Origin of the sequence: Limibacillus sp., assembly GCA_037379885.1 — a bacterium.
Classification (GTDB): Bacteria; Pseudomonadota; Alphaproteobacteria; order Kiloniellales; family CECT-8803; genus JARRJC01.
This window is the reverse complement of record JARRJC010000037.1, coordinates 23,402-34,837: the sequence shown is the minus strand read 5'-3', so window position 1 is coordinate 34,837 and position 11,436 is coordinate 23,402. Positions and strand designations below refer to the sequence as shown.

The 11,436-nt window shown below is 65.6% G+C and carries 12 protein-coding genes; 7 read left to right on the top strand and 5 right to left on the bottom strand.

Features of this window, described 5'->3' with window-relative positions; translation table 11 throughout:
- Positions 1-984, top strand: a 984-nt coding sequence (locus P8X75_11490; protein MEJ1995811.1) for a class I tRNA ligase family protein, incomplete at its 5' end; no start/stop codon positions are given.
- Here P8X75_11490 and P8X75_11485 read toward each other — a convergent pair.
- The 5 genes from P8X75_11485 to erpA form a co-directional block, all read right to left on the bottom strand.
- Positions 981-1,733, bottom strand: coding sequence for a rhomboid family intramembrane serine protease (locus P8X75_11485; protein MEJ1995810.1), 753 nt, complete (start codon positions 1,731-1,733; stop codon positions 981-983). The two genes, P8X75_11490 and P8X75_11485, sit on opposite strands and share 4 nt — an antisense overlap.
- Positions 1,734-1,751: 18 nt before the next feature.
- Positions 1,752-2,171, bottom strand: coding sequence for a GFA family protein (locus P8X75_11480; GenBank protein MEJ1995809.1), 420 nt, complete (start codon positions 2,169-2,171; stop codon positions 1,752-1,754).
- A gap of 2 nt (positions 2,172-2,173) precedes the next feature.
- Complete coding sequence (locus tag P8X75_11475) at positions 2,174-3,559, bottom strand: glutamine synthetase family protein (protein MEJ1995808.1); 1,386 nt, start codon at positions 3,557-3,559, stop codon at positions 2,174-2,176.
- 5 nt (positions 3,560-3,564) lie between these two features.
- A complete protein-coding gene (gene xth / locus P8X75_11470; GenBank protein MEJ1995807.1) occupies positions 3,565-4,338 on the bottom strand; it encodes an exodeoxyribonuclease III in 774 nt (257 codons plus the stop codon).
- 100 nt (positions 4,339-4,438) lie between these two features.
- A complete protein-coding gene (gene erpA / locus P8X75_11465; GenBank protein ID MEJ1995806.1) occupies positions 4,439-4,786 on the bottom strand; it encodes an iron-sulfur cluster insertion protein ErpA in 348 nt (115 codons plus the stop codon).
- A gap of 132 nt (positions 4,787-4,918) precedes the next feature.
- Between erpA and P8X75_11460 the strand changes: the two genes are divergently transcribed.
- The 6 genes from P8X75_11460 to scpB are packed head-to-tail and all read left to right on the top strand — an operon-like array spanning position 4,919 to position 11,389.
- Positions 4,919-6,100 (top strand): deoxyguanosinetriphosphate triphosphohydrolase, encoded by a 1,182-nt coding sequence (locus P8X75_11460; GenBank protein ID MEJ1995805.1) that lies wholly within the window; start codon positions 4,919-4,921, stop codon positions 6,098-6,100.
- A complete protein-coding gene (gene argS / locus P8X75_11455; protein ID MEJ1995804.1) occupies positions 6,097-7,848 on the top strand; it encodes an arginine--tRNA ligase in 1,752 nt (583 codons plus the stop codon). Before P8X75_11460 ends, argS begins: the two co-directional genes overlap by 4 nt.
- A 1-nt stretch (position 7,849) precedes the next feature.
- Positions 7,850-8,758, top strand: a complete 909-nt coding sequence (locus P8X75_11450; protein ID MEJ1995803.1) for an SPOR domain-containing protein — start codon at positions 7,850-7,852, stop codon at positions 8,756-8,758.
- Positions 8,759-8,780: 22 nt separating this feature from the next.
- Positions 8,781-9,800, top strand: a complete 1,020-nt coding sequence (gene nagZ, locus P8X75_11445) for a beta-N-acetylhexosaminidase (protein MEJ1995802.1) — start codon at positions 8,781-8,783, stop codon at positions 9,798-9,800.
- Positions 9,801-9,815: 15 nt separating this feature from the next.
- Entirely contained in the window at positions 9,816-10,616 is an 801-nt protein-coding gene (locus P8X75_11440) for a ScpA family protein (protein MEJ1995801.1), read from the top strand.
- A complete protein-coding gene (scpB, locus tag P8X75_11435; GenBank protein MEJ1995800.1) occupies positions 10,613-11,389 on the top strand; it encodes an SMC-Scp complex subunit ScpB in 777 nt (258 codons plus the stop codon). The genes P8X75_11440 and scpB overlap by 4 nt, the downstream gene beginning before the upstream one ends.
- Positions 11,390-11,436 lie beyond the last annotated feature (47 nt).

Genomic DNA, 11,436 nt, shown 5'->3' with positions numbered 1-11,436 from the left:
GACCGGGAGGGCTTCGAGGGCAAGGTCTTCTACGTCTGGTTCGATGCGCCGATCGAGTACATCGGCTCGACCAAGGAATGGGGCGATGAAGCGCCCGAGGAGCGCGACTGGAAGTCCTGGTGGGACAACGAGGCCAAGGACCTGCGGTATGTGCAGTTCATGGCCAAGGACAACGTGCCGTTCCACACCGTCAGCTTCCCTTGCACCATCATCGGCTCCCACGAGCCCTGGAAGCAGGTGGACTTCATCAAGGGCTTCAACTGGCTGACCTACTATGGCGGCAAGTTCTCCACCAGCCAGAAGCGCGGCATCTTCATGGACAAGGCGCTGGAGGAGTTCCCGGCGGACTACTACCGCTATTGGCTCATGGCGAATGCGCCGGAGGGCTCGGACAGCTCCTTCACCTGGCAGGCCTTCGCCGATGGCGTCAACAAGGACCTGGCGGATGTCTTGGGCAACTTCGTCAACCGCACGCTGAAGTTCACCGTTGCGCGCTTCGGCGAAAGCGTGCCGGAGGGCGGCGAATGGGGCGCGGCGGAAGACAAGCTCGCCGCCGATCTGGAGAAGCTCGTCAAGCGCTATGCGGAGAACATGGAGGCGGTGCAGGTGCGCAAGGCGCTGGCCGACCTGCGTGCGATCTGGGTGCTGGGCAATGAATACCTGACCGAAGCGGCGCCCTGGTCGGCGATCAAGGAGAACCCGGAAGCCGCCGCCCTCTCGGTGCGCGTGGCGATCAACCTGATCCGGCTCTTCGCGGTTCTGGCCCATCCGGTGATCCCGCGGGCGGCTGGCCAGCTTCTGGAAAGCCTTGGGCTACCCGGCGATGCGCCCGACTGGCCTGCAAAGCCGGTCAAGGAGGAGCTTCAGGCGCTGCCGGCCGGGCATGCCTTTCAGGTGCCGCCGATCCTGTTCGAGAAGATTCCGCCAGAGCGGGTGGAGGACCTCATGGCCCGTTACGGCGGCGACCCCGCCTTGGCGGGCTAGCTCCAGGGACCTTTCGGCGGGTCGTCTGAGCCCCTCGGCGGGCGCTTCATCCGTATCCCCTTCTTGATGCCCGTGATGCCGCCATAGGGTGCCGTGTCGCGCTTGAAGAAGGGGGTCAGCGCCATACCCAGCAGGAAACCGCCGATATGCGCCCACCAGGCGACCGAAGCGCCTGCGCCGCCGTCTCCCAGGGCGCTGAAGACCTGAAAGCCCATCCAGACCACCAGTAGGATGAAGGCGGGCACCGGCAGGATCAGCCAGCCGATCAGCGTCAGGATCGACGACCGTGGGTGCAGCAGCAGATAGGCGCCCATGATGCCGGAGACGGCGCCGCTCGCGCCCACTACGGGCATGGTCGATCCGGGCTGCGCGATGGCGTGCGCCAGGATCGCCCCGATGCCGCAGATCAGATAGAAGGCGAAGAAGCGGCCGTGGCCCATGGCGTCTTCGACATTGTCGCCGAAAACCCTCAGGAACAGCATGTTGCCGATCAGGTGCCACCAGCTCCCATGCAGGAAGTTGGCGGTCAGGAGCGAGAGGTAGGGCGCCACCATCCAGGGCGCGGGTTCAGCGTTTCCGAAGACCAGCGCGGGGATCGACCCGTAGGCGAAGACGCTCTCCTGGAAATCGCGGGCGCTGCCGTTCACCTGATAGAGAAACACGACGATGCAGAGCGCCATCAGGCCGTAGGTGACATAGGGCCGCTCGATCCTGAGATGCGGATTGCGGTCGTAGAGGGGAATGAACATGGAGCGCGCGCCCGGGCGTCAGTCGTCTTCGCCGGGCAGTTCCCCGGGAAGCTGTGGCAGGGCGGGGTCGGCGCGGACCCAGGACAGCTTGTCATGCAGGAAGCTTTCGCGCTGCGGAGGATGGGCTTCCGGCTCGTCCAAGCTGCCGATGGTCAGGTCCAGTTCCTTGGGCCAGCGGCTCGAATCAAAGATCACGGGAGTTCCGCAAACAGCACAGAACCCGCGCCGACCATGGTCGGAAGACTGATAGTAGCGCGGCTCACCCTTGACCCATCGGAAAGTGGCGCTGGCGACCGTGGCCCAGACGACCGGCGTCGTGCCGCTGGCGCGGCGGCATTGCCCGCAATGGCACGCGTCGACCGCCTGAACCGGCCCCGCCTCATAGCGGAGCGCGCCGCAGGCGCAGCCGCCCGTGACCCTCTGGTCCTCCCCGGCCACCCTCAAACCGTCCTCAGGTAGTACTGGAAGTCAAGGGCCGTGGGCTCGGCGAAGAAACGGTCTGCCTCGCCTTCCTTGAGCGCGGCATAGACCTCCAGCGAGTCCGCTCCGAAGTAGTCGCGCAGGAAGCGCGACTCCCTCAAGGCGCTGAGCGCGGCGAACCAGTTGCCGGGCAGGGCGGGGTGCTCCTGCTCATAGCCATTGCCTTCGACCGGCGCGCCGGGGTCGATCTTCTCCACGAGCCCCTTGTGCATGCCCGCCAGAACCGCGGCGGCCACCAGGTAGGGGTTGGCGTCTGCGCCCGCGACGCGGTGCTCCAGGTGGCGCGACGCGGCGGGGCCGCCCGGAATGCGAAGGCTGACGGTGCGGTTGTCAGCGCCCCAGCAGGCGGCGAGCGGTGCGTAGGAGGAGCGGCGGAAGCGGCGGTAGGAGTTGCCGCCCGGCGCCCAGATCGCCATGGCGTCCCCCATGGTGGCCTTCAGGCCGCCGATGGCATGGCGCAGCGCCTCGTTGCCGAGCCGGTCCTCGCTCGAGAAGTGGTTCTCGCCCGCTTCGGTTTCGAGCGAGGCGTGGAGATGCATGCCAGAGCCGCTGTATTGCGCATAGGGCTTGGCCATGAAGCAGGCGCAGAGGCCATGCTTGGCGGCGACGCCCTTGATGGCCCGTTTCAAGCGTATCGCCTCATCACAGGCGAGCAGGGCGTCGCTGCGGTGCTGGAGAACGAGTTCCATCTGGCCTGGCGCGTATTCGCTCAAGAGGGTCCGCGCGGGCAGACCTTGGACCTCGCAGGCCTGATAGAGCTCCGCGAAAAAGGGCTGGAAGTCTTCCAGGTCGCTCAGAAGGTTGGCCTGCAGCTTGCTGGGAGCGGCCTGGCCGTTCAGCGGTCGCGGCGGTTGCGCCCGGTGTTCGGCAGCCGCCGAGAGGTCCAGCAGGTAGAACTCCATCTCCACGGCGACCACGGGTCTGAGCTTCAGGGCCGCGAAGCGGTCGACCACACGCTCCAGAATGGCGCGGGGATCGGTGAAGAAGGGGCGGCCATCGGGTTCTTCCACCGTCACCTGGAACTGTGCTGCCTCGGGCCCGGCCCAGGGGGAGAGGAGCAGGCTTCCCGGAATGGGCCGCGCGGGCTTGTCCGGATCGCCGTGGTCGAAGCAGAGCCCGGTTTCCGGCACGTCTTCGCCGGTCACGTCCAGGACGGTGATGGATTCAGGGAAGGGCCGGCCATGGGTATAGGTGGCCGCCAACTCTTCCCGGCGCAGAATCTTGCCCCGCTGCACACCGCAGAGGTCGGTGTAGATCATGGTGAAGCTGCGTGCTTGCGGGTGGCTCGACAGGAAACGGTCCAACTCGCCGGACAGCGCGCTCTTGTCCTGGGGTTCGCTTGGCATGGCGTCTATAGCTCCAGTTCGCACCAAACGGGCGTGTGGTCGGAGGCCTTCTCCTCACCGCGCGGTCCCCGGTCGATCTCGCAGGCGACGAGCCGGTCCGTCGCCTGGGGGCTGAGCAGCAGGTGATCGATGCGGATGCCCTTGTCCTGTTGCCAGGCGCCCCGCTGGTAGTCCCAGAAACTATAGTCGATCTTGCTGGGGTGCAGTTCGCGGAAAGCTTCCGCATAACCGAGGTTCAGGATCTCCCGGAAGGCTTGGCGCGTCTGTGGCAGGAAGAGGGCGTCGTCGGCCCAGGCCTTGGGGTCGTGGCAGTCCTCGGGCTGCGGGATGCAGTTGTAGTCGCCCCCCAGCACCACAAGCTGCTCGCTCTTCAATAGGCTTTCGGCCTGCGCCTTCAGGCGCTTCATCCAGGCGAGCTTGTAGTCGTACTTCTCGCCGGGCGCGGGATTGCCGTTAGGCAGATAGATGCTGGCGACGCGCAGACCGAAGGTGGTCGCTTCAAGATAGCGGGCCTGGCTGTCATCCGAGCCACCCGGCAGGCCTTCCTGCACATCCTCGATCGCTTCCTTGGAGAGAATGGCGACGCCGTTGTAGCTCTTCTGGCCATGGGCATGGGCCTTGTAGCCCAGGGCCTCGAAGGCGAGGGCGGGGAACTTGTCGCTCTCGCACTTGATCTCCTGGAGCAGCACCACGTCGGGCTCGGCGGCCTTCAGCCAGGCTTCGGCGTTCGGCAGCCGGGCATTGATGGAGTTCACGTTCCAGGTGGCGATCTTGACCATGACAGGACCTTAGGGGCGAAACGAAAAGTCCCGCGCCCCATTCGGGTGGCGCGGGACCGGCAATCTAGCAACAGCGGCGGCCTCTGTCAGCCGCAGCCTTCTAGATGGAGAAAGACGTGCCGCAGCCGCAGGAGGCGGTCGCGTTCGGGTTGTCGATCTTGAAGTAGGCGCCCATCAGGTCTTCCACGAAGTCGACCTCGGCGCCCGCCAGCAGCTGTATCGAAACCTCGTCCACGACGATCTTCGCGCCGTCCCGCTCAAAGGTCAGGTCGTCGGCGTTGACGGCATCGTCGAAGGTGAAGCCGTACTGGAAACCCGAACAGCCGCCGCCTGACACCGAAATGCGCAGCATCAGCGCCTCGTCGCCTTCCTGCTCCATAAGCCAGGCGATGCGCTTTGCGGCATTGGCGCTCAGGGTCAGTCCCTGCATCTCAGCGACGTCGCTCATGACTGCGTTGTAACTCCTCGACTCCGGTGTGGTCTTGTGTCTCTGTCGTCCGGCACCCCTAAATGTAAGAAGCTTCTTCCTTCTGTCAAAGCCCTTTGCCCGGCGCGATGCTTCTAGAGTAGGTTTCGCGCCATGAACCAGCCGTACCTCAGCCCCTATGCCTGCCGCCCGGAGAACAGCCGGGGGCGGCGCTACGCGACGGATGAGAGCCATACGCGCTCTGCCTTCCAGCGCGACCGCGACCGCATCTTGCATGCCGGGGCCTTCCGGAAGCTTCAATACAAGACCCAGGTCTTCGTGGTCCACGAGGGCGACTACTATCGAACCCGTCTCACGCATTCGCTGGAGGTGGCGCAGATCGCCCGCTCGATCTCGCGGGCCCTGGGACTCGATGAAGACTTGGCGGAGGCCTGCGCTTTGGCCCACGACCTGGGCCATCCCCCCTTCGCGCACGCCGGGGAGGATGCGCTTCAGGAGGCCATGGAGCCTTTCGGCGGTTTCGACCACAACGAACAGACCTTCCGCATCCTGACCGAACTGGAGCAGCGCTACGCGGACTTCGACGGTCTGAACCTGACCTGGGAGACGCTGGAGGGCGTGGCCAAGCACAACGGGCCGCTGGGCGGGGAGGGGAACCGCCCACTGCGCCCGCGCATTGCCGCCTTCGACCGGGAATGGCGGCTGGAACTGAACGAGCATGCGGGGGCCGAGGCTCAGGTCGCCGCTCTCTCCGACGACATCGCCTACAACAGCCATGACGTGGACGATGGCTTGCGCTCCGGCCTCATCACCGAAGAGCAACTCGACGAGGTGCCCCTGGTGGGCGATCTCTACCGGCAGGTCCGGGCGCTTCATCCGGCCGCCGACGCCGCGCGCCAGCGCTACGAAGTGATCCGCCGCATGATCACCCACATGGTGGACGACCTGATCGCCGAGACCCGCCGCCGGGCCGACGAAGCGCAAATTGCCTCGCCAGAGGATGTCAGGGCGCTGGGCCGGCCGCTGGTCGCCTTTTCGGAGGCCATGCGGGAGAAGGACCGGGGCCTGCGGGGCTTCCTGCTGACCCATCTCTACCGGCACACCAAGGTGAATCGCACGCGGCGGAAGGCGAGACGGATTGTCTCCGACCTCTTCCAGTGCTATCTGGCCGAACCCGAATGCCTGCCGGACGGCTGGCGCGCGGAGGCCGAGGAGACGAACGAGGCGGCGGCCCGCGCCCAGATCGTGACGGACTACATCGCTGGCATGACAGATTCCTACGCCATGAAGGAGCACCGGCGCCTTTTCGATCTGAATGCGCTGTCAGAGAAATGAATCTTTTCAATTACCTAAAAGATAGACTTCAGACTGAACTGGAGGCGATGGTCGCCGAAGGCGCTTTGCCCGACGGCCTGCCGCTGGAGCGCTGCGTGGTCGAAGCGCCCCGCGATGCGAGCCATGGCGACGTCGCGACCAACGCCGCGTTGGTGCTGTCGAAGCCCGCGGGCCTCAAGCCGCGCGATCTGGCCGATCGGCTTCTGGCGCGCATGACTGTCTGGGATATCGTCGAGGCGGGCGAAGTCGCCGGCCCCGGTTTCATCAACCTGCGGCTCGCGCCGGGCTTCTGGCACGAGCGTTTGCGCGACATTCTCCAAGCAGGGGAAGCCTATGGTGAGAGCGATATGGGAGGGGGCCGCAAGGTCAACGTCGAGTATGTCTCGGCCAATCCCACGGGGCCGCTGACGGTCGGCCACGCCCGTGGCGCGGTGGTGGGCGATGCGCTTGCCTCTCTTCTCGACAAAGCCGGGTTCGCGGTCACGCGCGAGTACTACATCAACGACGCCGGCGGGCAGGTGGACGTCCTGGCCCGGTCCGCCTATCTGCGCTACCGCGAGGCTCTGGGCGAGGCCATCGACGAGATTCCGCCCGGCCTCTATCCCGGCGAATACCTGAAAGACGTCGGCAAGGCCCTGAGCGAGAGGGACGGCGACAAGTGGCTGAACGCGGAGGAGGAAGCCTGGCTGCCTGAGGTTCGGGCCTTCGCGATTGCGGCCATGATGGACCGGGTGAAGGCCGACCTCGACCTGATCGGCATCCATCAGGAAGTCTACAGTTCCGAGCGCGCCCTGGTGGAAGCCGGGGGCGTGGAGCGGGTGGTCGCTTTCCTGGAAGAGCGCGACCTGCTCTACACGGGAATCCTGGAGGCGCCGAAAGGCAAGACGCCCGAAGACTATGAGCCGCGCCCGCAAACCCTGTTCCGAGCGACGCAGTTCGGCGACGACGTCGACCGTCCGCTGCGCAAGTCGGACGGCGCCTGGACCTACTTCGCGGGCGACATGGCCTATCACCTCGACAAGTTCCAGCGCGGTTTCGCGCTTCAGATCGATGTTTGGGGCGCCGACCACGGCGGCTACGTCAAGCGCATGAAGTCCGCCGTCAAGGCGCTGACCGAAGGCCAGGGCGAGCTGCACATCGTGCTCTGTCAGCTGGTCAAGCTGCTGCGCGGCGGCGATCCGGTGAAGATGTCGAAACGCTCCGGCACCTTCATCACCCTCGCCGACATGGTGGAGGAGGTGGGCAAGGACGCTCTCCGCTTCATCATGCTGACGCGCAAGTCGGACCAGCACCTGGACTTCGATTTCGAGAAGGTGCTGGAGCAGAGTCGCGAGAATCCAGTCTTTTATGTCCAGTACGCCCATGCGCGCTGCCGCTCGGTGCTGCGGCACGCTGCCTCGGAAGTGGCGGAAATTCCACAAGATAATGTGGCTTTGGCCGGTCAGGCCCACAATCGCTTGACCGACCCCGACGAGCTTGCTTTGATCAAGTTGATGGCGGGCTGGCCGAAGGTCGTCGAAGGCGCGGCGGAAAGCTATGAGCCGCACCGCATCGCCTTCTACCTCTACGATCTGGCCGCTGCCTTCCATCAGCTCTGGAACAAGGGCAGGGACGACACGACCTTGCGCTTCCTGCAACCCAACGATCTTGAGCTGACGGGCGCGCGCCTGGCCCTCGTGCAGGCGCTGGCGACGGTGATCGCCTCCGGGCTCAAGCTCATGGGGGTCCAGCCGGTCGAGGAGATGTGAGATGCCGTCAGGGGACGACTACGGCAGACGAGAAGCGCTCTACGCGGGAGAGCGCCCTGTGATCAATGAAGAAGAACAGCGGCGCGCCAGGCAGGCGAGCCGCAAGCGGTCGCGTGGCGCGCGCTGGCTGGCCCGGCTTTCCGCCTTGGCGGTGCTGGCGCTCTTCGGCGGGATCGTCTGGTACGCCTATTCCTGGGGCGTCGGCGAGGTCGGCGAAGGGCAGATACCCATCGTCCGCGCCGCCGAAGGTCCCGAGAAAACGCTTCCCGATGAGCGGGGCGGGCTTGAGGTTCCCTACCAGGACAGCCTCGTCCTGAACGGCAGCGAGGAGGGGGTGGAGCGCATCGTTCCCCCGCCGGAAGAGCCTCTGCCCCTGGAAGCCATGCCGGAACCCGCGGCGGCGCCGGCACCCGCGGCAGCGCCCGAAATAGCCGAAACTCAAGCAGAGGGCACGGCCCCCGCGCCCTCCGAGGATCCCATCGGCCAGATGATCCAGACGGCCGAGTTGGAAAGCGGCGGCAGCGATCCGGCGGCTGAAGCTGATCCTTTGCCGGAGGTGAAGCCCGAGGCACCCGAAGCAAATTCCGAGGCGGCGTCTGCGCCCACACCCGACCCCACACCCGACCCTGGCGTGACGCAGCAGGCTCAGGTCGGACAGGTGAGCGGTTACCAGGTCCAACTCGCCGCCGTCCAGGATGCCTCAGCGGCTGAGCGGGAGTGGCGCAGGCTGCAGGGGTTGCATCCCGAGTTGCTTGGCAACCTCACCCTCTTCACCGAAACGGTGGAGATCGAGGGGCGTGGCACCTTCCACCGTATCCAGGCGGGCCCCTTGCCAAGCCGGGAGACGGCGGCGGACCTGTGCGATGTCCTGAAGGGCCGGGAGCAACCCTGCCTCGTGGTCTCACCGTAGGACGGGAGGCGCAGAAAAACCCTTGCTGGCTTCAATCTTCGGACTTGAAGGAACACAAATAAACGACTGGGAAAAAGCATTTTTCCGGGAGTCGAACCCTGTTGGGTTCATCCTGTTCGCGCGCAACGTGGAGAGCCCCGATCAGCTTCGCGCCCTGACCCTGGAGCTGCGCGACTGCGTCGGGCGTCAGGATGCACCGATCCTGATCGATCAGGAAGGCGGGCGGGTGCAGCGCATGGGGCCGCCGAGCTGGCGCAAGGCGCCGCCGGCAGAATGCTTCTCAGAGCTCCATGCCCGCGATCCGAAGGCTGGGGTGGCGGCCTGCCGGGCGAACGCCGCCCTGATGGGCTTGGATTTGATCGAGGCGGGAATCACCGTGGACTGCGCGCCGGTCTTGGACCTCAGGGTCGAAGGCGCGCATGACATCATCGGGGACCGCTCCTATGGTTCGGATCCGGACCGGGTGACAGCCCTGGGCCGCAGCGTCTGCGAGGGTCTCTTGTCGGCTGGCGTCCTGCCGGTGATCAAGCACCTGCCCGGACATGGCCGCGCGGGCGAAGACAGTCACGAGGCGCTGCCGCGCGTCTCAGCCAGCCTCGATGAGTTGGAGGCAAGCGACTTCAAACCGTTCCGCGCCTTGAAGGATGCGACCTGGGGCATGACCGCGCATATCGTTTACGATGCGCTTGACCCCCAGCGGCCGGCAACGCAGTCGCCGGAGGCCCTGCGCTTCCTGCGCGAGGAGATCGGCTTCGATGGTGTATTGGTGAGCGATGACCTCTCCATGAAGGCCCTGGGCGGCGCGTTCGAGACGAGGGCCGCCTTGGCCCTGGAGGCGGGTTGCGATCTCGTGCTTCATTGCAATGGCGACCGGGCCGAAATGGCGAAGGTCGCCAAGGGCAGCGCCAGCCTGACCCAGGCGGCGAAGCAACGCCTGGAGCGAGGCGAAGCGACGCGGCGGGATGCAAAGGAAGTCCTGGATCGCGCGGCGCTGAGCGATGAACTCAACCGATTGCTGGCCTCGGCGCCGGCGGCGGTCTAGGAAGCGGGCGATAGCATGGCCGAAGACGACAGCAGAACGCCGGACGGCTTCGAGGAGGATGCACCCCTCGACCTGGAGGGCGTGCTGAAGCTCGATCTGGAGGGCTTCGAGGGTCCGATTCACGTGCTGTTGGAACTGGCCCGCGATCAGAAGGTGGATATCCTTCAGATCTCCATGACGCAACTGGCCGACCAGTACTTGGAGTTCATTCGTCAGGCCAAGAAACTGCGTCTGGAACTGGCCGCGGATTACCTCGTGATGGCGGCCTGGCTTGCTTACCTGAAGTCGCGGCTGCTACTGCCGACCCAGAAGGAAGAGGAGGGCGAAGAGCCCTCCGCCGTCGCCATGGCCGCCGCCCTGCGGTTCCAGCTTCAAAGGCTGGAGGCCATGCAGCGACTGGGCAAGCAACTGCTGGAGCGCCCGCGCCTGGGCAGCGAGATCTTCGCGCGCGGGGAGCCCGAGCGTTTGGAGACGGTGCAGCACACCCGCTACGACGTATCGCTGTTCGAACTGTTGCGCGGCTACACGCGACACCACGCCAGGGTCAAGGCCAGCAGCCTCCAGGTGCAGGCCTTCGATCTCTACAGCGTCGAGGATGCTTTGCAGCGTCTGACGCATTTCCTGGGCAACCTTCCGGATTGGAGCGAAATGAGTTCCTTCCTGCCTCGCGACCTGCGCGATGATCTGATGATCCGCTCCGCCGTGGCCTCGACCTTCGCAGCCAGTTTGGAGCTTGCGAAGTCGGGCAAGCTGGAGTTGCGGCAGGATGGCGCCTTCGGTCCCCTCTACCTGCGCAGCAAGAGTGAGGGGTCATGAGCGGGGGCTTCGACAACCTGCGGCTTCTGGAAGCGCTGCTGTTCGCCTCGGCGAAACCGCTGACGCTGAAGGACCTGAAACGCCACTTCCCGGAGGAGGTGGAACTGGAACCGCTGCTTGATGAGTTGATGCAGCGCTACGCCAATGGCGGCGTCAGCCTGCAAAGGATCGGAGACGCCTGGGCCTTTCGCACGGCGCCCGATCTCGCGCCTCACATGAAGCTGGAGCAGGAGGTGACGCGCAAGCTGTCCCGGGCGGCGGTCGAGACGCTGGCGATCTGCGCCTACCACCAACCGATCACGCGCGCTGAGATCGAGGAGATCAGGGGCGTTGCCATCTCCAAGGGAACCCTGGACCTGCTGCTTGAGGCGGGCTGGATACGCCCGCGCGGCCGCCGCCGGACGCCGGGCCGACCGGTGACCTGGGGCACGACGCCAGCCTTCCTGGACCACTTCGGTCTGGAGAGCGTTGACGAACTGCCGGGCATTGACGAGTTGAAGGCGGCGGGCCTGCTGGACAAACGCCCGGCGCTGACCGCGCTCTCCGCGCGCGGGATGCTGACCGAGATTGGCGATGCCGACGACACCGACGCAGGCGACGAGCCCGAAGAAGAGGATGCGCTCGACGAGAGCGAAATCGATATGGCCGTCGCCGAGGACTTCGGCTCCGATATTGCCCTGGAAGAAGACGAGGATGCCGCTGCCCCGCGGGACGAGCAGGAGCCGGACGAAGAGTCCGATGAGCCCGAATCCCGCCGCGAGGGCTCGCAATAGCCGCCGCTGCTCCCTATCTTGCCCTCGGGCGTTTAGTTCCCTGCACA

What these genes read in the sequence shown, in the direction of transcription:
- P8X75_11450 (MEJ1995803.1), top strand. Translation starts at nt 7,850, where the DNA reads ATGCCGTCAGGGGACGACTACGGCAGACGAGAAGCGCTCTACGCGGGA.
- argS (MEJ1995804.1), top strand. Translation starts at nt 6,097, where the DNA reads ATGAATCTTTTCAATTACCTAAAAGATAGACTTCAGACTGAACTGGAG.
- P8X75_11485 (MEJ1995810.1), bottom strand. Translation starts at nt 1,733, where the DNA reads ATGTTCATTCCCCTCTACGACCGCAATCCGCATCTCAGGATCGAGCGG.
- scpB (MEJ1995800.1), top strand. Translation starts at nt 10,613, where the DNA reads ATGAGCGGGGGCTTCGACAACCTGCGGCTTCTGGAAGCGCTGCTGTTC.
- P8X75_11460 (MEJ1995805.1), top strand. Translation starts at nt 4,919, where the DNA reads ATGAACCAGCCGTACCTCAGCCCCTATGCCTGCCGCCCGGAGAACAGC.
- erpA (MEJ1995806.1), bottom strand. Translation starts at nt 4,786, where the DNA reads ATGAGCGACGTCGCTGAGATGCAGGGACTGACCCTGAGCGCCAATGCC.
- xth (MEJ1995807.1), bottom strand. Translation starts at nt 4,338, where the DNA reads ATGGTCAAGATCGCCACCTGGAACGTGAACTCCATCAATGCCCGGCTG.
- P8X75_11440 (MEJ1995801.1), top strand. Translation starts at nt 9,816, where the DNA reads ATGGCCGAAGACGACAGCAGAACGCCGGACGGCTTCGAGGAGGATGCA.
- P8X75_11475 (MEJ1995808.1), bottom strand. Translation starts at nt 3,559, where the DNA reads ATGCCAAGCGAACCCCAGGACAAGAGCGCGCTGTCCGGCGAGTTGGAC.